The sequence below is a fragment of the Streptomyces sp. NPDC051214 genome (assembly GCF_040682375.1).
GTDB lineage: Bacteria > Actinomycetota > Actinomycetes > Streptomycetales > Streptomycetaceae > Streptomyces.
In genome coordinates, this window is the sequence record NZ_JBFBAT010000012.1 from 94,089 (window position 1) to 117,117 (window position 23,029).

Below are 23,029 nucleotides of genomic sequence, written 5' to 3' on the forward strand. Positions count from 1 at the left end.
CGGACGGATGAGGTTTGGACGCTACGAACTGCAACCGGAGCCCCGGCCTGCCCACTGGCGGCCACGATCCGTCTCGGTGCGGTTGGTGCCCCAGGCCCGGGTCGCCTGTATGTCAGGCATCAGAGCCTGCACGTACAGACTCGGTTGGGCGGCCGTCACAGTGGCAGGGGTAGAGAACGCCATGTACCAGCACTCTTCAGGAGCTCGCTTCGCGGTCAGAGGCGATTCTTATCGTCGACGATCTCGCGGGCGAAGAGGTGGACTGGCTCGTTCATCCTGCGGCTGTACTCCTGAAGGAGAGTGAGCGCTTGATCGGCGGAGCAGTGGAGCCTTGCGGCGAGGATGCCCTTCGCCTGTTCGGTCACTACGGCCTGCCTCAGAAGTCGATCGAGGGGGGTGCCGCTGGGCGAGGGCGCAGCCGGGGGAGATCCCGCGCTCTCGCCGCGCATGGTTCGTGCGAACAGGCGTATGGCGACCGCCCGAAGACGCATCTCAACTGCCGTGGCCTGCTTGCGTGCAACCCAGTTCTGGACGGCGGCAGTCTTTTCGCGCTGCCGCGCGCACTCATGGGCCCATTGGTCCCGCCGGTCAGACCGATCGGGATCGAAAGCAGGAAGGGTCACGCCCGCTCCCTCTGCCCTGGGTGAACTACTGACAGTGACGAGTGTCCCTGATTTGGGGAGACGGCGGAAGGCCCAAGCGCGTCAGCCTCACATGCCGGTGATGATGCAATGACACCGGGACGCAGAGTCGTCCACGTTCCTGATGGCCTCGTAGCCGATGACCGTGGGGACTCCAAGTGCCGCTCGAGCATGTCCTGACGGGCCCAGGCCGTCTGCATGCTGGGGGGCCACCGAGCTACGGGCGGGCAGAAGGTTGGGCTTCCTGCAAAACGAAGGGGCGAGTTCCGGACAATGGAGGCCATCACGCAAAGAGGGCGTCAACACGGCTATGGGCGAGGGCTTTTGCGGGCATCCTGTGCGTAGGGCAGTTGGCCCTTAAGATCTTTGGCTCAGACTCCTAGCCCCCGAGTCGAGGTAACTCCTCAGAGACGGCTGGAGTCGAATCGCCGACGAACCGGCTCCAGCCCCGTCCTCACAACGTGTGTCTGGGCACTCCCGCGCCCTGTCGCCGTGGGGGCGTCCTCCGCAGGGGCGCGAGCGAGGGGAGCTCTCACGTCCCTGTGACACGGCCGTCGTCGCATCGCGGCGGCGGCCGTGGAGCGGCCCTTCCCCATGGACACCGTTGGGATAAGCCTTGGCCCTAGCTTGACGTCGGTCTTGATCACTCGCTTTGAGTGGTTGAGACCGACGTCTTGCGTTTGGGGGTGCGGTGATGTCGTTGAAGCGGCTGGGGATCGGGGAGATCCCGGCGGAGACGGTGCGGGTGGCGCGGGCTGTGTGTCCGCGGGGCACGCTGGCGATGCGGTTGCGTGATGAGTTCGGGCAGGTCTTCTCCGCTGCCGGGCTTGCCTTGCTGTATCCGGATCGCGTCCGGTGATCCCGCCGGGGTTGTTGGCGCTGGTCACGGTGTTGCAGTTCGCCGAGGGGCTGCCGGATCGGCAGGCAGCGGAGGCGGTGCGCACGCGGATCGACTGGAAGTACGCGCTTGCGACTTCAGGACCCGGTTGTCGGGCAGCGATCAAGCGGCGGAGGTTTTCGACCAGATCCTGGTCGCTGCCCAGGAGCGCGGGCTGGTGCGGACGAGCGACCGGGCTCGTACGGATTCGACCCGGGTGCTGGCCGCGGTGCGGGCGATGAGCTGGATGGAGCGGCTGGGTGAGACGTTGCGAGCGGCGCTCAACGTGCTTGCCCAGGCGGCGCCGCGGTGGCTCGCGGCGCAGGTGGAGCTGGAGTGGTTCGACCGCTATGGCCACCGGGTCGAGGAGTCGAGGATGGCCAAGACCAAGACCGGCCGGCGGGCCTGGGTGGAGCAGGCGGGTACCGACGGCATGCGGCTGCTGCAAGCGGTCTTCGCACCCACGGCGCCGCCGGGCCTGACACGGCTGCCGGCAGTGGAGGTGCTGCGGCGAAGCTGGGTGCAGAGCTTCAAGGTGGTGAACGGGGTGGTTCGTTCGCGAGAGGCTAAGGAGCGGCCGCCGTCGGCCGATTGCCCCGGCTCGCCCTACGATCCCGAGGCGAGCTTCGGAGCCAAGCGCGACGTCCGGTGGACCGGCTATCTGCTGCATGTGACGGAAACCTGCGAGCCTGACGCACCCAACCTGATTACGCATGTGGCCACTACGGCGGCGTCCCGCGCTGACGTTGACCTGGTCGAGCGCATCCACACCGATCTGGCCGCGCAGCACCGACTGCCCACCGTGCACCTGGTGGACGCCGGCTATGTCGACGCCCACAACCTGGTCGCCGCCCGCGGCCGGGGCATCGAGCTGTTGGGCCCGCCGAGGCCCGACACCACCCGCACCCCTGCCGGCCACGGCCTGGCCGACTTCGCCGTCGACTGGGACAACAAGACCATGACCTGCCCGAACGGTCAGGTGAACCTCGTGTGGCAGGACAAGAACCATAAACACCACGGCGACCGCGTCCCGGTCATCTACGTGCGATTCGCCGCCAAGGACTGCGCCGCCTGCCCGCAACGCCAGAACTGCACGACATCCCGCACCGGACGCACCCTCATGCTCCGCCCGCGCGAGGAACACCAGGCGCTTCAGCAAGCCCGCATCCACAGCCGCACCCAGGAATGGAAGCAGCGCTACGACCTGCGCGCCGGGATCGAGGCCACCATCGCCCAGGGAGTCCGCGCCTTCGGCCTACGCCACTGCCGCTACCACGGACACGCCAAGACCTCACTGCAACACCTGTTCACCGCATCGGCCGTGAACCTCACCCGCCTCGACGCCTGGCTCACCGGCACCCCCCGAGCCGGAACCAGAACTTCCCGCTTCGAAGCACTGCGACCCGCCACCTGACGGTGACGGGTCGCTTGAGGCCCTTATACCAACGGTGTCCCCATGGCGGGGCCTTCAATTCTCAGGGTCCCACCGTCGTCTCACTCTGTCCGCTTGCTCAGCAAGTTCTGGCGGGGCCAAGTCCACATCGCAGGTGCTGCGGTGTCCTGTTGTGCACTGGGTGGCGGGAGAGAGGTCAGCGACTGGCACGGCGGTGCACCGCGTGGTCCAGGGTGAGGCTGCCGGGCGGGCGTCTGCATGCCGGCGTGCCACCGAGCTACGGATGTAGACGGAGCGGGCCTCCATGGCGGTGAGGTGCACCGCTTCTTGCCAGAGCTGGACGTTTTGCCGTCTGCTGTCAAGCTTCGCGGACAACGCGGTGGCATGGGGTTGACATTGTGTAGCGGGGGCGGTTGCGGGGGAGCCAGACTGGTGTCGTGCCCAGACCCCGCACGCTAGGAGTTGATCCATGCCAGGTAGCGAGAGCCACTTGGAGATCATCATGAGAAAGCACCCGGTTCACGGCAGTTGGTCTCTGGCGGCCCATGGTGAGCTCGACGCGCAGACCATCCGTCCCTTGCGTCAGGCGGCCGAGGCTGCCGCCGCTATGTTCCCCGCGCTTGTACTGGACTTCGGCGCGGTGACGTTCGCGGACTCCTCCGCGTTGAACTTGTTGCTGCTTCTCCACGACATCACTGAGCTGCACGTCGCTGCTCCGCAACCCCAGCTCCTGCGTGTACTTGCGCTGACGGGCGCGGACCAGGTCTTACGGATCTACCCATCGGCCGATCTAGCCTGTGCAGCGGCAACGGTGTGAAGCCCGCCAGCCACTGATCTACAGGCGTGGACAGGGGATACCTCCGTTTTGGGTCGGGGCAGGGCCACGGCTGGACACGGCTCTGCCCCACGCCGCGGCGATGCGTATCATGGCGGCTCGCGTGGGTCGGATCCGTGTAGCGAGGGGGGTGCAGGGGCAGGAGACTGGTGGCGTGCCTAGCCCCGCACGCGAGGAGTGAACCTATGCCCAGAAGCGGGAGTCGGCCCGAGGTTGTCCTGAAAGAGCATGCACACTGGGGTAGTTGGATTCTGGCCGCTCAAGGCGAGTTGGACGCTGGCTCCATTGGCCCATTTCGTTCGAGGGCCGAGGCTGCGGCTGCACGATTTTCCACGCTCGTTGTGGATCTCGGCGCGGTGACGTTCGCGGATTCTTCCGCGCTGAGCTTGCTGCTGCGTCTTCACCGGGCGACCCGGCTCTATGTCGCGGCTCCACGATCCCAACTTCTCAGTCTGCTCTCGATGTCAGGGGCGGACCAGATTTTGCGGATCTATCCGTCGGTGGATGCGGCCTGCGCCGCAGCAGCTGGATGAAGGCACTTATCTACGGTGCGTCGAGAGGAACCCAGCGCCGCGATGTCGCTCATGAAAGGCTGCCTCACCCGATCTCGTGGTGGGGAAATGAGGTTCTTCGCCCCCATGCGCCGCAGCTGCTACTAGGCTGAAACGGTGTGGTCAGCATCCGCCGCGCTACACGACGGGCACCCGGGAAGGCGGTGAGTTGTGGGCTCCTCAGTGAGGCATCTCCTGGGCAGGCTGAGTGCGATGGCCGGGGCGGACGAGGAACAGCGCAGGCAGTGGGCGATCACTTGTGCGCACGGTCTGGGGCTGGGCGGGATAGCCCTTACGGTGAATCAGGAACTGGTGTGGTTCAGTGATCAGACCAGTGCACGGCTGGAGGATCTGCAGTTTCTGTTGGGGCAGGGCCCCGCTTTGCACGGTGAGGATCCGGCCGGGGCCCTCCAGATCCCCGACATCAGCCAACTGCTGGTCCAGCAATGGCCGCAGTTCGCCGCGGAGGCAGAAGCACTCGGTGTCGTCGCTTTGTTCGTGTGGCCCGTGAGTATCGGTGCCGCGCAGGTGGGCACGCTGACCGGCTACCGGCGCACGATCGGCTCGCTGACCTCTCAGCAGTTCACGGAGGGCTGGCTGGTCGCCGATCACCTGGCCGAGGAGGTCCTGGCCCGATGGCCGGGTGCATCCGGCCCGAGCAATGGCGCGGGCACCGTGGGGGCAGTGGAGCTGCACCGGGCCGAGCTCCACCAGGCCACCGGGGTCCTCAGCCACCGCCAGGGCGTCCCACTGCCCGAGGCGTTGGACCGGCTGCGCGCCCGCGCCTACGCCTCGGGCCAGTCCCTGGCGCAGACCGCCCGCGACGTCATCGCCCAGGAATTGCCCCAAGACTTCCCCTGAGACCGCGCACCCCGCCGACCACCGACCGTGTGGGAGGCCAAGGAGTATTGCCATGAGCAGGGAACAACACATCACCCGCACCTTCTTGGAGCTGGCCGACACCCTGGTCGAGGACTTCGACGTCATCGACTTTCTGCACCAGATGACCGTGCGCTGCCAGGAGCTCCTCGACATCACCGCCGCCGCCGTCTTCCTGGCCCACCCCGAACCCCGTCTGCACAGCCCCGCACCCTGCGACCCTAGCCCCGCCCTGCAGGACCTGCTGAACACGGCCTGCCACCAGGGCCCCGCCCTGGACGCCGTCACCACCCAGCGGCCGACCACCCTGCACAGCGGAAACGACGCGGCCCTACGCTGGCCCCAGTTCGCCTCCGACCTTGAGCGAGCCGGCTATACACAGGCCACCGCCGTGCCCATGCGGCTGCGCCGTGACGTCCTGGGCAGCCTCCTGCTCCTGCACACCGGCACTCGCACGCTGAACCCCGAAGACTTCGCCCTGGCCCAGGCCCTGGCCAGCGCCGCCACCATCGGCCTGCTGCATGCCCGCACCATCACCCATCAGCACACCGTTAACGAGCAACTCCACACCGCGCTGTACAGCCGCATCGTCATCGAACAGGCCAAAGGCCTCCTGGCCGCACGCGAGAACATCACCCTCAACCATGCCTTCGACGCCCTGCGCCATCACGCCCGCGATCACCGGGTCTTGCTCAGCAACGTGGCGCGAGATGTCATCGACCGCGAATTCACCCCCTCAATCCCGCCCGCTCGGCCACGAGCACACCCCTCGGACACCGAGTAACACGCCCCGCCCCGCCTGCCGACAACCCACGGGCACGCCCGCATCACCAGAGGCACTCAGCCGTTGTCGATGCCCCGTGTGCTTCTAGGCCTGCGTGTCTGGAGGTTGTTGGCGAGGGCCACCAGCGTCTCCAGGGCACTTTGGCGAGGGAGTGCACGCCGGTCAGATCCAGTGCGCTCTCCTGGGTGGTGGCCATCTGATCGGTCAGCGCCCTGACCAACGTGCTCTTGTGCGTGTAGAGGACCGCCCCGAACAGGCACACCCTCAGGGCAGTGGGGCGAGGGCACGATGAGCAGCACATCGTCGGCGACGTAACCGCACAGTCTTCAGCACCTCAATGGCACAGGGTGGCCCCGCGGGGGAGGTGAACAGCGTGTGGCGGGTGGGGCCCATCCCGGCGCGGACGACGTCTCCCTGGCGTGAGAGCCCCTGTGCCTGGGTGCCTGACCTCAGCCGTCGGCGCCCGGGCCGACGACGCGCCGCGCCAGTTCGTCGATCAGCTCGTCGACGCGGTGTGGGGCGAGCAGGTCCGGCACGGTCAGGTCGTCCACGATGAGGCCGAGCATGGCGAGATACATCAGGACGACGCCGGTCCGGTCACCCGGCAGGCCGCCGTCCAGGTGGAAGTGGATGTTGGCGTCGAGCTGGGCGGTGAAGAACCGGGTGAGCTCGGCGTGCAGTTCAGGGCGGCGGGTGGCTTCCAGGCGCAGTTCCATCAGGGCGAGCCAGCTGCTGCGGTCCGCGCGCATGCGCCCCAGCAACTGCTTGAGGAGGGTGGCGACCAGCTCGACGGACGGCTTTTCGCTCATGGTGTCGGCGAGTTGGGACTCCTCGGGCGTCAAGCGCTCCTGAATGCGGGCCATGACCTGGGCCAGCAACTCGGCGCGGTGGGCGAAGTAGTTGGTGGTGGTGCCCTTGGGGACCCCAGCCTGCGCGTCGACGGCACGCAAGGTGAGACCACGCGAGCCCTCACGGGCCAGGACCTCGATCGCGCCATCGAGGAGGGCGGCCCGTCGTGCGGGGTTCTGACGCATGCAAAGTTCCTTTCGAAAAATCGTTGACACCACTGCGGGCGCAGTACTATGTTCTAACCACTTCACTCAGAGTACATCACCCGATGTGCCGAAGATGCTTCCAGAGGAGCGAAATGCGAAACCAGATGAAGCCCCAGCAGAGCGCCCGGTTCCCGGTGCCGTCCAAGCCTCGCTCGCTGCCCCGCCCCCGCCCGCTGCCCAAGCCGGGCTCCCGCCACTGAAAGGCCCCATGACAGACGCCCTTACGCACCACACCGAAGATCACCACGCTGCAGCCGCCCGCCGCCCCGGATCCGACCACGAGGAGACCCCCATGCGAAAGCTCATCTACTTCATCGCTGTCAGCCTCGACGGATACATCTCGGGCCCCGACGGCTCCGACCCCACCTCGGGGTCGAACGCCTTCTGGCCGATCGGACAGGACTACGTCGAGCACCTCATCGCCCAGTACCCCGAGACGCTGCCGGGCCCGGCGCGTGACGCCATGGGGATCAGCGGCGACGGCGCGTGCTTCGACACCGTCATCGAGGGCCGCAGGACGTATCAGAACGGCGTGGACGCCGGAATCACCAACGCCTGGCCTCACTTGAGGCACCTCGTCTTCTCCCGCTCCCTCACCGAGGCCCCCGACCCGGGCGTCGAGCTCGTCGGTGGCGACCCCGTGGCCAGGGTGCGTGAGCTCAAGGAGGAGAACGGCAAGGACATCTGGCTGTGCGGCGGCGGCGAGCTGGCCGGGGTGCTCTTCGCGGAGATTGACCAGCTCATCGTCAAGCTGGCACCGATGGCGATCGGCTCGGGGACACCCCTGTTCGGGCACCGGCGGCCCTTCGACCCGACGTTCTTCACCTTGGCCGACAGCAAGATCATGGACAGCGGGACCATCTTCCTCACCTACGACAAGAAGTAGGGGCCCGCGCGCAATGGTGGGCGCTCACTGGGAGCAGGGAGTGCCCACGAAGCGGCGAGGAAGTGCGACACCTCGAGGGGGGGGCGCCATCCGGTGCACTGACCGCCGGTGACCTGGTGGCCGACGCATGGACGGTGGCGATGAGGGCAGGGCGTCACGTGCGCTCCTCGCTCTGCGCCTCGGGCTGATCATAAGTTGGCCCGGCTGCCGGGGGCCCGCGCGGGCATCCGGCAGCTTCAACCGGCACCGGCGTAGGGACAGAGTCCGTGTTGACGCCGTGGCTTACGGCCGGCGCAGCAGGTCACCGGGCGTGGGCGTCTTCGGCCGCCGCTGAGGGGTCAAGGTCCAGGCTGTCGCGGTCCGTCGGCGCCAGCCCCCCCGGCCCGTGCCGGGTCTGCACGGGCATGGCCTCCCACCGGTATCGAGGGGAGTTGCCCGTTCGGGCCCTGCTCTATATCGTTTATCGATAACATCGATAAACGATATAGAGCAGGGCCGGGGGTCTGTGATGGCGACGATGCGTAATCCACTGGAGCCGATGTCGACGACGGCCAAGGCGCTGGTGGCGTTCCTGGCGGTGCCCCTGGGGGCGGGTCTGGTCGGCATGCTCTTCGCGGACAACGTGTCCGTTCTCGGGATCGGGGACGCCTCCGTGTGTGCCACGGACACGACCACGACCACGGGGAGCGGCGGGGAAACACCCCCAGGACTGAAGCCCGCGCCGGGGGCCGAACTCATCTTGGACGCTCACCCCAGGTACTGCGCGCAGGACGCCGGCATGGTCTTGAACATGCTCGACACCATCTCGCGGCTGGTGCCCCTGGTGGTCACGGTCACCGCGTTGCTGCTTGTGCTGCGGCTGATCAAGGGGGCTGAGCGCGAGGGCCTGTACACCGCGCGAACGGCCGGGCGGCTGCGTGGGCTGGGCTGGTGGCTGCTGGCCGGCAGTGTCCTAGCAGCGATCCTCACGTCCGTGGTGGACCGGGCGCTGGTCGCCTCCCTGAGTGCCGAGAGCGGCATGCAGGCGCTGTCGGGACTGGTGTTGTGGGATGTTCCCTTCATGGCCATCATCACCGGCCTCGGCATCCTCTCCTTCGCCCGGGTCATGCGGATCGGCTGCACCATGCGCGAAGACCTCGAGGGGACCGTCTGAATGTCCGAAGAAGAGCACGCCATCGTCGTCCATCTCGACCGGCTGCTCCAAGAACGCGAGATGACGTTGACGGAGCTGGCGGACCGGGTGGGTGTCACCCACGCGAACCTCTCCATCCTGAAGAACGGCCGGGCGCGGGCCATCCGTTTCACCACCCTGACCCGCATCTGCGAGGTCCTCAACTGCCAGCCCGGCGACCTGCTCGACTACCGCCCCCGCTGAACGAGCGCACCCGCGAGGGCTGCTCGGTCGTGGGATGCGTACGCCGCCTGGCCCCTTCTCTGCGGCATGGCTCGGGGCTCACAATGGGCTGGGAGGAGACCTCCTCCCAGCACTCCTGGCGGCTTGGTGCGACCAACTCACACCCAAGCCTTGACCTGCATGGGTAGCCGCAAGGCCGCGTCTGGATCTCGATCGGACCTTATTCGGGAGTAAGAGCCTCCGTCCCGAAGAGCACCAGCGGGTGGCTGTAGACGAACGTTCCGGGGGAGGAGCGCGTCACCCATCGCCGATGCCTGGATCCGGGGGGACCTGGTCACCAAAGTCGGCCTCGTCCTTCGGTACTGCCGACTCGATGAGGGCGTGGTGGGCCCGTAGTGCCTGCCCACCCTTTCTCACCGGAAGGTGCGTCATCGATGTCTGCCTCCTCTTCGATGAGAGAGAATCTCTGAGTGCGGCGGGAGCCGATCGCCACGGTCTCCCGAAACATTGCGAGGGGGCGTACCCAGACATCTCCTCTCTCTTCGTTCAGTCGGCGATACACGACCAGACGTTCATCGGTCTCGCTGTGCTGGGCGATATAGAGTACGCGATAGTAGCCACCTTTGTAATGTCGGTAGATGCCGAGAGCAAAATTATCCGTACTCTCGTCGGCGTAGGTTTCGCTGTTCATATCTGCCTTCCACATCAAATCGCTTGTACCTCCTGATCTCCGGTGAGCGGCGCTCCTATTGTGCGGCTATCGCTACCCTTGATTCCGGCCAGGCATGCTGACGGGTGTGCGTGCTACCGTAGCGACAGATTAATGATCAAAGAGCCGTTTGTGACTAGATGACCATTCCGTGTGAGCGTGTAGTGAGTGGTCAAGCCCCTCTGTTGCCCGGCAAGGCGTGGCGGCGTAAGGGCTAACGTCCCACGATCCCTGCGGTATGCCGACTGCACGAGGTAAGCGCACGGCGGACTGACCAACGAACGGCGGGCCCTCCGCCTGCAATTGCGGCTGGAGGCGGCCGAGCGGTGCACGCTGGGCGAGGCGAGCACAGTCACGAAGCCGGATCCTCGATGACGCCGCCGACCAACCGCGCCTGATCCCACCGCGCCCCCCTTATGGCCGCGTGCAGGATCGCTCGCGCTGCCGCTTAGCGGCGGCCGCCCTGGCCTGCTACACGAGTTGTGTAAACGCGCGGCTGCCCTACCGGCCCCGCCAGGACGCCGGGCCTGATCGGCGCATGTCGTCGCCAAGGGGTCCGGACCTGCCTTCGGACCGGACCTCTCAGCGCGTGCTACTCCTTGCTAGGCCACTTGGCCCGCCGGGTGGAAGTTGATGCGTTCCCTGACGACGGGGAAGCCGGCCTTGGCGAAGTTGGCGGCCATGGGGAAGTTGCCCTGGTCCGTTGCTGCGGTGACGAACTCCGCGCCCTGCTGGACGAGTAGGTGGGTGCACTCCGCGAGGAGGTCGTAGGCGTATCCCCGACCGCGCTGTTCCGGGACGACTCCGATGAAGCCGATGGTTGGGCCGGAGGAGTTGTGGGCTGGGATGTGGATGCCGGCGAGATCGCCCTCCGACGTATGTGCGATCTGCCACCACTCCCGCGGGGAGGGGCACCAGTGGAAGAAGTCGAGTTCCTGCTGGGCGGCTTGGTCGAGGCCGCCTTCTCCGATGGCCCTGAGCGCGTGGGCGTCCAGGGTGACGGAGTGGATACGGCGCAACGCGTCGAAGAACACAGTGTCGTCGGGTTCGGCGCTGAAGCGCAGGCGTCCGGGCCGCTCGGGTAGACCACACTCAGGGGTCCAGCGGTACAAGAAGCGTTCCACCAGGAGTTCGTACCCTGCGGCTCGTGCGGCGGCGAAGCGTGACTCGGCGCTGGCACGCAGGTTGGTCTTCTCCCGCCAGCCGCCTGGCAGGTTGATCTCGAGTTCGACCTGCCAGGGAGCGGAGCGCAGAAGCGCGGCTCCCGCCTCCTCCTCGCCCTCGGCCACGTCGAACCAGTTGATGTTGATGGGCTCCGAGTCGTTGGGGCCGCCCCACCAGGCGCCGCGCGCGATGACCTCTCCGTCGCGCAGGGCGACGCGCTTCCAGTCGGGGCGGAACTGGGTACGCCGATGGCCTTCACGGGCGGCCAGGGGGTCGGGGAGTGCGTCGAAGAGATGTGCGTCGCTCGCGGAGAGCGCGCGGATGACCGCATTGGTCATGGGATCCTCCGGGATACAGGCTGCTTGGAGCGCTCCCGGTCACCACTCACGAACCACGCCGGGACAGCGAAATGAGGGAGCGCTGGAAAGGTGTGAACCGCACGGCACTCGCCTCCTTCCATCCATCGGGCGTGGAGCCACACACTAGGTGGTCTGCTGAGGGCCCGTCCACGGATTTCTTTACGCCCTGACCCACGACTGATGTGACCAAGCGTCCCCGTGGGTGGTCGAGTTGGAGCGCCACATCTTGAACCGGGCTCCCGGACCACGCACGCTCCAGCGCATTTCGGCGCTGGAGGCGATCACCGGCTTGTGGGACACCGGCCTCGGCGGCCTGGATGTCGCCTCCCTCTGGGACGGTCGAATCTGGCTCTCAGGAGGGACCATCTCTGCACGCGCGGGGATCTCCCGCCGGGCGGTAATCGTCCGTGTGCCTTGTGAAGTGCGCGCCGCACCCGCGGGGCGTCGCGCAGCTGCACGGGCGGAAGACCCATCGGTACCGGGGAAGCTGCGTTTCGACGAAGCGGATGGTGACGCAGATGCGGCGCACGCCGTGGGGCTGGCCCCACGGCGGCTGGCGCGAGGACAACTGGCGCCTCCTGCTCGCCGTCTTCCACGTCGGGCAGGTGGTCGTTCAGCAGAACCTATCCGCCCGGGACTTCCTCATCACCCGCGAGGCGCGTAAGGGCTTCTGGCCCGGTCGGTGCTCTCAGGGCCGCGGGTACGTACTCAGATGCGAGCCGTCGCTCTCCATGTGGCCTTCGGGCACCTTGGGAGCCCAGCGGGTACCAGTGGTTCTGCACGGCGTTGCGCGCCGCCTCTTGGGGCCTCCTGGCGGCCCAGGGCTGAGGGAAGTACACGGCGCGCTGGGACGGTAGGACACCGTCCTGTGGGTGCCGGGCCCGGCCGGGGAGTTCGTGGGAGCGCCCCAACTGGGTGATGCCGACGGCCTTTCCGGTGCCTGCGGTACCGACGACGATCAACCCACGGCGGGCGCTGATCGCGTGACGGTTGAGCAGGACGAGTCTGCGGCCGCAGGTCGCTGTCCTCTCGACGAACGAGGAGGTGATCGTGAACATGCGAGCTTGATGGTCGACGCGGGCTTCGTCGTGGCGGTCTTACTCGGACGCTGACAGGCGCTGCCAAATGCTCGGGTGCGCCAGTGCCGGGGGCGGCCCGGTGATGCACTTGCGCCATCCGGTCAGGGGGTTCAACTGTTGGCTGGCCTCGGCGTCGGTTTCCCCCATGACAACGCGAAGGGCTGCTGGCTTGGAGAGGGGCACGGGCGCCTGCTGGGGGTGGCAAGCGGGTCGGTGTCGGTTGCAGCGTGATGACCAAGAAGCGGCAGGAGGCACGGAAGTTGTGTGAGATGAACTCCTTGCGGTGGTCACAGTCCACCGTCTCCGGAACGATCACCGGCCTCGCTGCCGCAGTCTGCAGCCGCTCGTCCAAGGCCAGCAGCCGCCGATGCAGCAGCACCGACCGGGACATGTGTAGTGCTCTGACCTGCCCGGACGCATCATTTCCGGTGTGATGCTGCGGGCCACGAGGGTGGAAGCGTCAACCGCCTTCGTCGGCCAGAGCACCGCCGCGTTGCGACCAGCTTCGCCGCTACATCCGCACGGGCCGGGGGCTGCTGCCCGTTTCCGGTGCCCCGGATCGTCGACTCGCAGTCCGTGAAGGCAGCTTTCACCGTCGGCCGCGATAGCCGCGGCTACGACGCCGGAATGGGACCAATGGACGCAAGAGACACTTCGGTAGACACCTTGGGTCTGCCCGTGATGACCACGGTAACGGCAGGGGATGTCCACGACGAGATCAACCCCCGTGACCTGCTGCCCGGCCTGGACCGCAGGCCACCTCTGGACGTCACTGCGGTCCAAGGGCACCCCGGCTTCGTAGTCCTGGCGCGGCGCTGGAAGTCGAACGCTCCATCGGCTGGATCATGAACGCTCCGCCGGGACGCGAGAGACTACGAACGCCTTCCCTAGCCTTCCGAAACCCGCTTGAACTGATCCTTTACCGCCCTCATGACCCGACGCCTGACCCACAAAGGGCACACCCCGAGCTGGACGAAGAAGCCGCGGACCACCGCCAGCTGACGCCCATTTCGCACTACTCGTGATCCTTGCGGCGTACGGGCGAACTGGGGCAGCCCATTCCGGTAATCGGCTGCCAAATGGAGGAGAGTGGGGGTGGGGTCCTTCCGGGTTCTGCTGCTCTCTCGAGGAGGTGTCCTGATGAAGGCGTCATCGGTTGACCAGTATGCGGTGATCGCGGAGATCGTGGACGCCGTCCATGAGGTGAGCTATTGGCGGGCCGGCGTCTTGATGGAGCGGTTCGTGCGGGACGCGGATCTGGCAGGTCTGCTGGCTCTGCGCACCTCCCTCGCCGAGGAAGGTGCGGCGGTCGGCTGGCCGTCGGCTTAGAGTCTTCCGCCCCCTACTGTCTCTGACCTTCGCTGGAAGGCCTGCGAAACCCTCGGTGAGGTACTGAGTGAGGTGGCCGGCGGGAGCGCGGCCACCGTCGTTTGTCGGCGATCGGCGGCGGTGGCCGCACGGCGCGGGGACATCATGGCGCCCTTGCACAGGGCGCCCCTGCGCCTCTTCGTCCTCCCCCGCCTTGGAGCGAGCGGGAGTCGCCCCAAGGGCCGGCTGGGAGGACGGGATGCCGGCCCCCCTTGCGTCCGCTGGAGGATTCAAGGGCGCCGGCCGTCTTTCGTCATCCGACTCCGGTGATTGGCCCGGGGTCTGGGAGCCGGAAGGCCAGGCCTCCTGCGAGGTGTTGGCGGGGGGCAGCCTCTACCTGAAACAGTAGACAGCCCCGCGGGCAAGGCCACCGTCCACGCCGTGAGGAGCGCAGCACGGCCAGCGCACCGGCGCTCGTTCAGGCGCGCGGGAGGCAAACCCACCCGCCCCCGGCGGCTTGGAACCTACAGGAGCGCGGGCCTGTGTTCCAGATGTGCGAAGAAGGGGGCCGGCGCAAAGAGAACGAACACGCGACCTCGTGGACCTTCCTCAGCAACCACACCCGCGTGCTCTTGGCCGTCGCCCGCGACCCCACCTCGCGCATCCGTGACATTGCCGCGGCCGATTACATCACCGAACGCACCGACCAGGCCGTCATCGCCAACCTCGACCAGGCCGGCTACCTCAGCCGGGAACGTACGGGCGACGCCCTCAGTGCACCATTCACCTCGACAGCAGCCTCTGCCACCAGTAGAGGCCGAGGTCCCCGTCCAAGTGCTGCTGGCCCTCTTCACCACCCATGACCAGCGGTGACTGGCCGTGAATGTCAGTGGGGCAGTCGTTTCGCGATGAGTGCGGGCGTTGTGTTCTGACCGACATTGCGATGTCGGTTTGTTTCGACGTCAGTTGGGGCTGGCGGTGGGACAGGGGGGTGTGGGTCTGCCGCTGGGGCCTGATGGGTATCGCGCAGTCGAAGGTCGAGCTGTACACGGAAATCCGCAAGGACCACCTGCTGCGGGTGTCGACGCGGTCGTTGCAGCAGGTCCACAATGTCACGTGGCGGACTGCCCGGCGGGGCCTGTGGGGAGTGGGCAGAACAAGACCAGCTGTGCAGCTGCAGCATGACCAGTCCTCACTTCCGGTCGAACTCGTTTTCCCTCTACCCTCAGACCAGGTGAAGTTGGGCTCTGGCCCACACCCAGGCTCCCAGCCCCCGAGCCGTGGCAGACTCGCACGCCTTCACGAGACAAGCTGGAGCCGCATCGCCGACAACGCGGCTCCAGCTCCTGCCCTCCGGGTGGCGGGGCAACTCCCGCGGCCTGCCACCTGGAGGGCACCTCGCGCGAGGCCCGACCTAGGGGAGCCTCGGTGTCTCGCGCACCCGGCCGCCGCAGCATCCGACGGCGGCCGGGGACAAGAAGCGTCCCACCTCCGCTGTCTCCTGTTCGCGGGATGCCATATCCGGACTGCGGATTCATCCCGTTGCAGCCCGGCCCGGCCTCGAATTCCGAGACGGCAGTCGAGCTTTCCCGTCCACGAGATGTAGCGTCGGTGCTGCGATCAGCCGCTTCCCCGGCCGAGCGCAGTAGGTCAAGACCGGTAGACAGACGTGGTCCACGCCACCCCCGTGGCCCATACACATCCGTGGGTGCCGGCGCATTCCCGCGACGCCGACACCCACGGTCGGACCGCACCGGCTACGGAGGGGAGCTCGACGCCGCCGGAACGTCCTACCCCCTACCCTCCTCCCTCGGCAGGGGGCGGAACGGGCCGGGACAGCGCATTTCCTCTACGCCAGGAACGCAACCCTCCCGCCCGGGCCCCGGACGGCCATCAGGCCAAAAGAACCCCTGACCCACGCCCCGCCACGACGTGCATGCACCATGCAAAACACTGGCGGCGAAACAGAGACGACGAAGGCAACCACCCCACGACCCCGCACAGGTCAAAGACCAAGTCAAGGGCTGTCCTGCAACAGTCAGCATGGTGGGCTGATGGCATGATCCCGGTGTGACCAGCGAACTCAGTCAGCCCCATTCCGCGAGGTATGTCCTGTTTGATGTTGACGGCACCTTGATCGATGCCGTGGACAATCAGCGCCTGGTGTGGCATACGTGGGCAAAGCGATACGGTCTGGACCCCGATGAGGTCTACCGAGTGGCGCTGCGGACGAGGCCCATGGAGACGTTTGCGCAGGTAGCCCCGGACCAGGACTCTCACGAGTGCCTGGCCGCACTGCACGCGCTGGAGGACGAGGACGTCCGTTCCGGCACCTACACGGCCTTCGACGGGGCCTCGAAGCTGCTGAATGCTCTGCAGCCCGGGGCCTGGGCGCTGGTGACGTCGAACTATGAGCACCGGGTGCGTGGACGTTTCGCGCGGACAGGCTTGCCGGTCCCAACGGTTGTCGTGGATGCGGCTGCCGTAGAGGAAGGCAAGCCGTCGCCGGTGCCGTATCTGCAAGCCGCCACGCGACTTGGCGCCCGACCGGAGGACTGCCTGGTCATCGAGGACGCCCCCTCCGGGGTGCAGTCAGGCCTGAGTGCCGGGATGACGGTGTGGGGCGTCAACACCCCTCAGGCAGTAGGCGACGTGCATCGTCACTTCGGCAGTCTCGGCGAAGCGGTCGTTGACATCCTCGCCTTCGCGTCCGGCCCCCGCCCTCACCGGCTGGAGGGATCGCCCCCAGGCGAATAGTCTTGCCGTGGCCGGCGTGGTTACGGCCTCGGGGCCGTCTTGGATAGTCGCGGGCTGAGCCCGCGCCAGTTCAGGAGACTGGTAACGGCGCTGCGCCGCGCGGCGGATGATGCCACCCGCCGGGGCAGGCGGTGGAGTCTGGCCACTGGCCGACAGGACGCTGCTGGTCACGGCGTACCGGCGCACGAACTTGACGATGCGCCAACCCGCCCCGCTGTTCGGTATCTCCAAGTCTGCACGCGGAGCGCACCAGCGCCACGGCACCGGCACTGGCTGCGACCTGTCACCGGTGGAGACGATGCCCGTTCACTCGCGCCGCTCGCGCCATGATCGACGCTGCTGCCTCATCGGTCGCATCCGGGGGCACGACGATCAGGTCCCAGCGCCCGTGGCCGGGAGCGGTGAGGATGACGGTGTGCACGGCGGTGGTGGTCCGGCGCCTGCGCAGGCGAACGACCTGACTGGCGACGAACATCCGGCCCGGCGTCGGCGGCCACGCCGGGCCGTTGAGCACGACACTGGAGATGTGACCCCAGTCGCGGGGCAACCCGGCGAGTAGGGCGGGGAGTTCGGCGAGCTGGTCGTACGAGCGTGGCCACCACGCCCCGTCGATAGCGTGAGGCCCCCCAGAGCGGGGTGCCAGCCGCAGGCGGAGCAGGGGCTGGGAGGGAAGCGGGAAGATCGGCGCGAGTGTCATGAGGGGTAACTCCTGCCTACTGCTGTGCGTCGTTGCGGGTGCTTGAGGGGGGCTCGGAGGAAGCCGTCAGATGCGGCGGGCGTCGACACGGTCCGGCGTCGGCCAGCGCACGTCGTGCACGAGGCCGAGGCGTTCGAGCAGGCGGATGACGGCGGCTGAGGGGTCGAGCTGACCCCGGCCTACCCCGTGCCGGGCGCTGGTCGGGTCGGCGTGGTGGAGGTTGTGCCAGCTCTCACCAAAGGAGAGCAGGGCGAGCGGCCACAGGTTGGTGGCCCGGTCGTGGCGCCGGGTGCGAAACGGGCGCTCGCCGATCATGTGGCACAGTGAATTCACGCTCCAGGTGACGTGCTGCAGCAACGCGATACGGACAAGTCCTGCCCACAGAAGAGCGGTTACTCCGTGGAGCCAGCTGCCGCCGATCGCCCAGCCTAGGCCGAGTGGTAACGCGAGGGTGAGAAGGCACAACGCCGGAAAGGCGCGGGAGACGGCACGTATGTCACGGTCGGCCAGCAGGTCCGGGGTGTAACGCTCGGCTGACGTAGGGTCGTTGCGGAACAGCCAGCCGATGTGCGCGTGCAGGAGACCGCGCAACTGGCCCCTCAGGTGTGTTCCGTAGCGGTACGGGGAGTGCGGGTCGCCCGGCCGATCGGTGAACGCGTGGTGGCGGCGGTGCGTGGCGACCCAGCTGACGACATCGCCCTGGAAGCTCATCGATCCGGCCACCGCGAGAGCGACGCGCAGGGGGCGGAGGGCCCGATAGCTGCCGTGCGTGAGACCGCGATGGAATCCGACCGTGACACCGAGACCCGTGATCACGTACAAGGCGATGCCGAGCACAATGTCCGCGGGATGGATCAGGCGCCCCCACAGCAACCATCCGGCGGCGCCGAGCGCGACGAACGGCAGGACGACGATCACTGCCGTCACCGCTATGGACAGGCGTTGTCCGCCGCCCCGCGGGGGCATTGAGCTTCCTTCAGGGAAGGGGGAGTTGCCGTCGTAACTTGGTTCCGACGGGAGTGCGGCGGTAGGTGTGATGGACTTCAAGGACATAGATGAGCCCCTCGGCCTGGATGCGGATGGCGCGGCCGGGGTCGGGGGCTGCCCCTGAACGGATGGCGAGGGGCGAAATGGAGGATGCTCCTGACGGATCGGGCACCGGTATACGTACGCCCTCGCTTTCTCCATCCTACTCCCGTCCGCCCGGAATAGGTCTGGACGTGCGCTGGAGACCTCTGGGGGCTCGTCGTACGCTGACTCCGTTCGACGTCACTTCCGGCATCACCTCCCCGTCAGCGCGCAGCCCTTGGTAGCGGCGTGCGCCCATGGCGCGCTAGCCGCCGCGCGAAGGATGGCCTACTCGAGGCTGTGGGTGTTGATGACGTGTTCGGCGGTGTGCAGCAGGGGTTGGTCGTGGCTGAAGGAGTGGGCGCGGAGGCGGGCCAGGGCATCGTCTGGGGTGAGTCCGTGTTTGGCGGCGAGAACTCCGGCCGCCATGTGAACGGTGGGCGGGTAGCCCCGGGGGCCGCGCTGGGCGGGTCCGGACTGCTCGGTGAGTAGATGAGGATGTTCGTCCAGAGCGAGCAGGGCCAGAATGCGGGCGTAGGCGGCGGTCCGTTCTTTTTGCTCCGGGCTGAAGGGGGTGGGCACGCAGCGGTAGACGTCCATGGCGCCGATGGTGAAGTTGCCGATAGGCAGGGGCAGTGCCAGGACGCTGCGGGCGCCCTGCTCGCTGGCCATAGGGGCGTAGGCGGGCCAGCGGGCGGCTTCCTGGTGCAGGTCTGCTGCTTCGCAGGGCGCACGGTGGACGTAGGCATCCGTGCAGGGTCCCTCGCCGGTGACCAGCTGGGCGTCTTCCACGAGCCGGGCGCGCTCGTCGGTAGCGGCGGCCAGCAGACGCAGTTCTCCGGCGATGACGAGGGTGGCTCCTGCGAAGTCGGCATCCACGTCCTCCGCGCAGGCCCGGCAGACCACCGGGAGCGTGATCGGCTCGGTGCGAGCAACGGCGCTGATGCACTGCCAGGCCGCGGCGTGGTGGTTGTGATGCACGAGATGTCCCTAGGAGGTGGCGGAAGAGATACGTCCTTCCGCGATGGGTCAGCTCAGTTGGGGCCGGGGTTTGGTGGTCAGGGGCGTTCGATGGTCAGCGGGTCGAGGGAGCCGTCGATGAGTTGCTGGCAGAGACCGGCCAGGGTCTGCTGGTGAGCGCGGGCGTGTTTGCGCAGGGCGTCGAATGCCTCGTCGAGGGTGGCCTGCCAGCGTTCGGCGAGGATGCCCTTGGCCTGCTCGATGAGGATGCGGCTGGAGAGCGCGGCCCGCAGCTGGGTCCGCTCGATGTTGCCGTGCACGATGGTGCGGTGTTGCAGGATGGCGATGGTGGCCACGTCAGCCAGTGCTTGCGCCACCCGCGCGTCACCGACGCTGAGATTTTGTTCGCGGGTGTCGAAGAGGTTCATTGCGCCCACGACCTTCTGGCGCAAGCGCATCGGCAGGGCGTGGGTGGTGGCGTATCCGGCTTGGCAGGCACGCTCGGCGAAGAGCGGGAACGCGGCCGTCTCCTCGGGGGACTTCAGGGAGATGTTGAAGCGGGCGGTGCCACTGCGGTGGCACTCCACACAGGGCCCCTGGTCGGCCTGGAGGGCGAAGAGTTCCAGCGTCCGGGTGTGCTCGTCCGATGCGGCGATCAGCTGCAGGCCCCCGTTAGGGTCGGCGAGCATCACGCCCACGGCGGACACGTCCAGCAACTCGTTGCACCGGTCGCACAGTTGGTGCAGGAAGTCGATCAAGTCGAAGTCGTCGACGAGGGTGTCCACGGCATCGACCATGGCTGCCAGCAGTGTTTCTTCGCGGGTCATGGCCCTTCAGTCCCTTCACCGGCAGGAATGTCCGGCCCGTTGTCATCATTGTGGAAGACCAACCGCCTGGCCACCACGTCCTCTGCTACCTCCAGCAGAGGCCGCCCGTGCCCGTAGGCATGGGCGCGCAGCCGCAGGAGGGCCTGGGCGAGTGAGACGTCGGCTTGGACGCTGACCATGCCGCTGGCGTTATGGACGGCGGCCCGGTAAAAGTCTGAGGAGCCGGAAGCAGTGGCGAAGGCAGCCTGTTGCTGTCCTTGTTGCGGGTCGCTCTGAAGGAGGATGGCGATCAAAGCGTTGGCCACCAGCCAGGCGTCAGTCATCGCGGCATCCGGGAGCGGGCCTGCTGCCGCGCGCTGCAGGGTCATCGTGCCCAGGCAAGCGGACCCGACGGACAACGGGAAGCAGAAGATCGCGCCGACCCCCAAAGCCACGACTTCGGGACACAGCTGGGGCCACCGTTCAGCCGACAGGCGTGAAAGGTCCGCCACGAGGATAGGCCTGCACGTGGCGGCTGCTTCGAGGGCCGGCCCCTGTCCCAGGGTGAACTGCAGGTCCTCCAGCCACGTGCTGGCGCCGGCCGTGGACCACAGCAGTTCGCTCAGGCCGCTGTCGGTTGTCGCGGAGACGGCGATGCCGTCCACAAGCAGAGCCTGGGCGCACAGCTTCGGGTCCGAACCGATCAGGCCGCCCGGATCGTTGCCTGAGGGGTGCAGGCTCTGCAGCACGGCAAACAAGTCACTGGCCGTACCCATCGCTCTCCCCTCCCGGTCCTGCCTCAGGCGGGGCCTCCGCGGCGCGGAGGACACACTGACGACTGCCTCAAGTGTAGGGAACTTTTGGTCCGCGTACCTGCCCCTACCGTGCGGCTCCAGGAAAACGGACCCGCTTTCGGTTTTCGCATATACCTGTGAGGACGCCGACGCCCCCGGGAAGAGGCGTACGGTGGGAGAAGCAGCTGCCCGCAGGCGACCCGACTCGCCCCCTCACCCTGACATTGGCTTCCGATCGGGCAGCATCGGCGGTGAATGCCGGAGTTCGGACGCCACCATGAACGCGCAGCTCACGCTCGCACACCCGCCTCCTCGCCTCCCGAGTCTCCGGTGACCGGCGCACGGCCGGAGGCCATGGCTCTCGCCGCCCGCTACACAGGCCATGCCCAACCGGGAGAGCACATCGGCGCGGCGTGCCGGACGGCGCTGCACCAAGCGTATTCAGTGGGGCTCACCCTGGCCATCGACGCCGCCCTGGCGCAACGGGTGTCCCTGTGCGCGGCCGGTCCGCTGGCCCCCAAAGGCGAGGAACTGCAGATCAGCCTCGGAGAAGGCCCGTGCGTCCAGGCCCTGAACCAGCGCGCTGATGTCCTGGTCGCCGACCTCGACGACCCCGCCACCACAGAGCACTGGCCCGTCTATGCCCAACGGGCCAGGTCACACCAAATCCGCGCCGCCTTCGCCCTTCCTATTCTCAACGGGAGCGATCAGTCACGGCAGGCCGGACTCGTCCTCACCCTCTACCGCCACCGTCCCGGCCGGATCTCCGATGCCGACCTGCAAACCGCGCAGGACCACGCCGAGGCCGCCGACCTGCTGCTGCTCGCCGCACCGCTGCCGGCCGGGGGCGACCTCGTCCACGCCTGGCTCCTGCCCCTCAATGCCGTGGTCCACCAGGCCATCGGCATGATCAGCTACCGGTATTCCCTCACCGGGGGCCAGGCACTCGCCGTGCTGCGCGCCCGCGCCTATACCCAGGAGACGGCCCTGACCCCCCTGGCTCAGGCCATCGTCGACGACCACTCCACCGGCCTTGCCCCGCCCCCCTCCGGCACCACGGACCGCTGACGGGGCAGCAGCAACTTGCGGCCGCTGAGATCTGGGGGAGCGCTGTGCCCGTGCAGCCGGCAGCAGGGGTACCTACGTGGCCTGCGGGCTGTACCAACGCCACTCGGTGAGCCGGGGACGATGAGGGAGGGCGGTGCGTCCAGTTGCCCACAGCAGGGTTTCCCAGGCGTCGAAGTCAATGACGACATGGTGAAAGAGCTTCTTCAGGACCCGTTCGCACAACTCCCTTGGTGGCGACCACTGCAGGTTCAACCCCTGAGTGACGTCGTGCGTGTGCACGAGGGTCTCCACAACGGCCATGGCAGCAAAGCCCTCTGGGCCTGTGGGCCCAAAGACGTGGTACGCGACAGTGGTTGACGGTGCCGTGCTTAGAACGGACGCGAGCAGACCGCCACATGCCTCCAAGACGGTCAGAAGGCCTTCGGGGCCCGAGGCCCGTTCAACGAAGATGACGTTGGCAGGCCCACCGCTCCGGTCGCTGCTCGTCCGGAACGGCAACGTCGTGGACACGGGCGGCTTGTCGAGCCCATACCGTGCGGCGTAGGTGAACAGGTCATCGGCGAGGTGTTCGAGTGTCTCCCAGCACGTCCACTCCAGCGTTCCGGCCTTGGCATCCCACCCTTGGGGATCTGCACACCTCAGGGCATCGATGGCCAGAGCGACGACCCGACGCACGTCCTCGCTGTCGACTGCCGAATCTGCTCTGTCCATGCGGAGGATCGTAACCACGGCCGATAGGGCCCCGGGTCGCCCGGCCCGCCTGCGGGCCTGCTTGCTGTGCACGCCACACGAACCCGCGTGGCTCCGTCGTGTCACGGCGGCCTCGCCCGGCACGCGGATCCGGGCCGTCACGAGCACACCGCGGTGAAGTCGACGGGGAGGGGCCGTAGTTCTCGGGTACGCGCTGTCAGATACCGCAGCCGGTGTGTCATGCCGTTGCTCTTCGTGGATCTATGACCAGGCACCGAAAACATCGGCGTAGCGACGGCCGTGCGCGGCGTGGTC

20 protein-coding genes and 3 pseudogenes are annotated in these 23,029 nt (G+C 67.4%); 12 read left to right on the forward strand and 11 right to left on the reverse strand.

Annotated elements, in window-relative coordinates; all coding sequences use genetic code 11:
- Window positions 1–215 precede the first annotated feature (215 nt).
- Window positions 216–623: an ANTAR domain-containing protein gene (locus tag AB0M70_RS29465; RefSeq protein ID WP_365824501.1), complete on the reverse strand. Its 408-nt coding sequence runs from the start codon at window positions 621–623 to the stop codon at window positions 216–218.
- A gap of 712 nt (window positions 624–1,335) precedes the next feature.
- Between AB0M70_RS29465 and AB0M70_RS29470 the strand changes: the two are divergent.
- The 5 genes and pseudogenes from AB0M70_RS29470 to AB0M70_RS29490 all read left to right on the forward strand — a co-directional run bounded on the left by AB0M70_RS29470 (window position 1,336) and on the right by AB0M70_RS29490 (window position 5,960).
- Window positions 1,336–2,932, forward strand: a pseudogene (locus AB0M70_RS29470) (IS1182 family transposase).
- A gap of 469 nt (window positions 2,933–3,401) precedes the next feature.
- Entirely contained in the window at window positions 3,402–3,728 is a 327-nt protein-coding gene (locus tag AB0M70_RS29475) for an STAS domain-containing protein (RefSeq protein WP_365824503.1), read from the forward strand.
- 203 nt (window positions 3,729–3,931) lie between these two features.
- Complete coding sequence (locus AB0M70_RS29480; protein WP_365824505.1) at window positions 3,932–4,279, forward strand: STAS domain-containing protein; 348 nt, start codon at window positions 3,932–3,934, stop codon at window positions 4,277–4,279.
- A 231-nt stretch (window positions 4,280–4,510) separates the two neighbouring features.
- Window positions 4,511–5,158: an ANTAR domain-containing protein gene (locus AB0M70_RS29485; RefSeq protein ID WP_365824507.1), complete on the forward strand. Its 648-nt coding sequence runs from the start codon at window positions 4,511–4,513 to the stop codon at window positions 5,156–5,158.
- Window positions 5,159–5,210: 52 nt separating this feature from the next.
- Window positions 5,211–5,960, forward strand: a complete 750-nt coding sequence (locus AB0M70_RS29490) for an ANTAR domain-containing protein (RefSeq protein ID WP_365824509.1) — start codon at window positions 5,211–5,213, stop codon at window positions 5,958–5,960.
- A gap of 449 nt (window positions 5,961–6,409) precedes the next feature.
- Here AB0M70_RS29490 and AB0M70_RS29495 read toward each other — a convergent pair whose 3' ends face one another.
- The gene (locus tag AB0M70_RS29495) at window positions 6,410–6,994 is read right to left on the reverse strand and encodes a TetR family transcriptional regulator (protein WP_365824511.1); all 585 of its coding nucleotides are present in this window, start codon (window positions 6,992–6,994) and stop codon (window positions 6,410–6,412) included.
- Window positions 6,995–7,307: 313 nt separating this feature from the next.
- Between AB0M70_RS29495 and AB0M70_RS29500 the strand changes: the two genes are divergently transcribed.
- From AB0M70_RS29500 to AB0M70_RS29510, 3 genes are all read left to right on the forward strand, one after another.
- Window positions 7,308–7,901, forward strand: a complete 594-nt coding sequence (locus AB0M70_RS29500; RefSeq protein WP_365824513.1) for a dihydrofolate reductase family protein — start codon at window positions 7,308–7,310, stop codon at window positions 7,899–7,901.
- A gap of 517 nt (window positions 7,902–8,418) precedes the next feature.
- Window positions 8,419–9,054 (forward strand): DUF2975 domain-containing protein, encoded by a 636-nt coding sequence (locus AB0M70_RS29505; protein ID WP_365824515.1) that lies wholly within the window; start codon window positions 8,419–8,421, stop codon window positions 9,052–9,054.
- Entirely contained in the window at window positions 9,055–9,276 is a 222-nt protein-coding gene (locus AB0M70_RS29510; protein WP_365824517.1) for a helix-turn-helix transcriptional regulator, read from the forward strand. It abuts the gene before it with no gap.
- Between the two features lie 313 nt (window positions 9,277–9,589).
- On the opposite strand, the gene AB0M70_RS29515 is transcribed toward AB0M70_RS29510, so the two are convergent.
- From AB0M70_RS29515 to AB0M70_RS29525, 3 genes and pseudogenes are all read right to left on the reverse strand, one after another.
- Window positions 9,590–9,961, reverse strand: a complete 372-nt coding sequence (locus AB0M70_RS29515) for a DUF1653 domain-containing protein (RefSeq protein ID WP_365824519.1) — start codon at window positions 9,959–9,961, stop codon at window positions 9,590–9,592.
- Window positions 9,962–10,566: 605 nt separating this feature from the next.
- Window positions 10,567–11,466: a GNAT family N-acetyltransferase gene (locus tag AB0M70_RS29520; RefSeq protein ID WP_365824521.1), complete on the reverse strand. Its 900-nt coding sequence runs from the start codon at window positions 11,464–11,466 to the stop codon at window positions 10,567–10,569.
- 1,314 nt (window positions 11,467–12,780) lie between these two features.
- Window positions 12,781–13,058: pseudogene (locus AB0M70_RS29525) on the reverse strand (integrase); the annotation flags it as partial.
- 648 nt (window positions 13,059–13,706) lie between these two features.
- On the opposite strand from AB0M70_RS29525, the gene AB0M70_RS29530 reads away from it, so the two are divergent.
- The 3 genes and pseudogenes from AB0M70_RS29530 to AB0M70_RS29540 all read left to right on the forward strand — a co-directional run.
- The gene (locus AB0M70_RS29530) at window positions 13,707–13,895 is read left to right on the forward strand and encodes a hypothetical protein (RefSeq protein ID WP_365824523.1); all 189 of its coding nucleotides are present in this window, start codon (window positions 13,707–13,709) and stop codon (window positions 13,893–13,895) included.
- Between the two features lie 2,049 nt (window positions 13,896–15,944).
- Entirely contained in the window at window positions 15,945–16,631 is a 687-nt protein-coding gene (locus AB0M70_RS29535) for an HAD-IA family hydrolase (protein WP_365824525.1), read from the forward strand.
- 7 nt (window positions 16,632–16,638) lie between these two features.
- Window positions 16,639–16,869, forward strand: a pseudogene (locus tag AB0M70_RS29540) (IS5/IS1182 family transposase); the annotation flags it as partial.
- A 45-nt stretch (window positions 16,870–16,914) separates the two neighbouring features.
- On the opposite strand, the gene AB0M70_RS29545 reads toward AB0M70_RS29540, so the two are convergent.
- From AB0M70_RS29545 to AB0M70_RS29565, 5 genes are all read right to left on the reverse strand, one after another.
- Window positions 16,915–17,328, reverse strand: a complete 414-nt coding sequence (locus AB0M70_RS29545; RefSeq protein ID WP_365824527.1) for a DUF5994 family protein — start codon at window positions 17,326–17,328, stop codon at window positions 16,915–16,917.
- 66 nt (window positions 17,329–17,394) lie between these two features.
- On the reverse strand, window positions 17,395–18,381 hold the full coding sequence (locus AB0M70_RS29550; protein ID WP_365824529.1) for an acyl-CoA desaturase: 987 nt from the start codon (window positions 18,379–18,381) through the stop codon (window positions 17,395–17,397).
- A 303-nt stretch (window positions 18,382–18,684) separates the two neighbouring features.
- Complete coding sequence (locus AB0M70_RS29555; RefSeq protein ID WP_365824531.1) at window positions 18,685–19,377, reverse strand: GAF and ANTAR domain-containing protein; 693 nt, start codon at window positions 19,375–19,377, stop codon at window positions 18,685–18,687.
- A gap of 77 nt (window positions 19,378–19,454) precedes the next feature.
- On the reverse strand, window positions 19,455–20,183 hold the full coding sequence (locus tag AB0M70_RS29560; protein ID WP_365824533.1) for a GAF and ANTAR domain-containing protein: 729 nt from the start codon (window positions 20,181–20,183) through the stop codon (window positions 19,455–19,457).
- Window positions 20,180–20,938 (reverse strand): ANTAR domain-containing protein, encoded by a 759-nt coding sequence (locus AB0M70_RS29565; protein ID WP_365824535.1) that lies wholly within the window; start codon window positions 20,936–20,938, stop codon window positions 20,180–20,182. The genes AB0M70_RS29560 and AB0M70_RS29565 overlap by 4 nt, the downstream gene beginning before the upstream one ends.
- A gap of 348 nt (window positions 20,939–21,286) precedes the next feature.
- Here AB0M70_RS29565 and AB0M70_RS29570 point away from each other — a divergent pair, with 348 nt between their 5' ends.
- Window positions 21,287–22,024: a GAF and ANTAR domain-containing protein gene (locus AB0M70_RS29570; RefSeq protein WP_365824537.1), complete on the forward strand. Its 738-nt coding sequence runs from the start codon at window positions 21,287–21,289 to the stop codon at window positions 22,022–22,024.
- Window positions 22,025–22,096: 72 nt separating this feature from the next.
- Here the strand turns inward: AB0M70_RS29570 and AB0M70_RS29575 are convergent, their stop codons facing one another.
- On the reverse strand, window positions 22,097–22,735 hold the full coding sequence (locus AB0M70_RS29575; protein WP_365824539.1) for a hypothetical protein: 639 nt from the start codon (window positions 22,733–22,735) through the stop codon (window positions 22,097–22,099).
- Between the last annotated feature and the right edge of the window lie 294 nt (window positions 22,736–23,029).

Coding starts and splice junctions, on each gene's coding strand:
- AB0M70_RS29490 (WP_365824509.1), top strand. CDS start 5,211: ATGAGCAGGGAACAACACATCACCCGCACCTTCTTGGAGCTGGCCGAC.
- AB0M70_RS29550 (WP_365824529.1), bottom strand. CDS start 18,381: ATGTCCTTGAAGTCCATCACACCTACCGCCGCACTCCCGTCGGAACCA.
- AB0M70_RS29520 (WP_365824521.1), bottom strand. CDS start 11,466: ATGACCAATGCGGTCATCCGCGCGCTCTCCGCGAGCGACGCACATCTC.
- AB0M70_RS29500 (WP_365824513.1), top strand. CDS start 7,308: ATGCGAAAGCTCATCTACTTCATCGCTGTCAGCCTCGACGGATACATC.
- AB0M70_RS29505 (WP_365824515.1), top strand. CDS start 8,419: ATGCGTAATCCACTGGAGCCGATGTCGACGACGGCCAAGGCGCTGGTG.
- AB0M70_RS29575 (WP_365824539.1), bottom strand. CDS start 22,735: ATGGACAGAGCAGATTCGGCAGTCGACAGCGAGGACGTGCGTCGGGTC.
- AB0M70_RS29515 (WP_365824519.1), bottom strand. CDS start 9,961: ATGTGGAAGGCAGATATGAACAGCGAAACCTACGCCGACGAGAGTACG.
- AB0M70_RS29545 (WP_365824527.1), bottom strand. CDS start 17,328: ATGACACTCGCGCCGATCTTCCCGCTTCCCTCCCAGCCCCTGCTCCGC.
- AB0M70_RS29560 (WP_365824533.1), bottom strand. CDS start 20,183: ATGACCCGCGAAGAAACACTGCTGGCAGCCATGGTCGATGCCGTGGAC.
- AB0M70_RS29565 (WP_365824535.1), bottom strand. CDS start 20,938: ATGGGTACGGCCAGTGACTTGTTTGCCGTGCTGCAGAGCCTGCACCCC.
- AB0M70_RS29510 (WP_365824517.1), top strand. CDS start 9,055: ATGTCCGAAGAAGAGCACGCCATCGTCGTCCATCTCGACCGGCTGCTC.
- AB0M70_RS29495 (WP_365824511.1), bottom strand. CDS start 6,994: ATGCGTCAGAACCCCGCACGACGGGCCGCCCTCCTCGATGGCGCGATC.
- AB0M70_RS29485 (WP_365824507.1), top strand. CDS start 4,511: ATGGCCGGGGCGGACGAGGAACAGCGCAGGCAGTGGGCGATCACTTGT.
- AB0M70_RS29480 (WP_365824505.1), top strand. CDS start 3,932: ATGCCCAGAAGCGGGAGTCGGCCCGAGGTTGTCCTGAAAGAGCATGCA.
- AB0M70_RS29530 (WP_365824523.1), top strand. CDS start 13,707: ATGAAGGCGTCATCGGTTGACCAGTATGCGGTGATCGCGGAGATCGTG.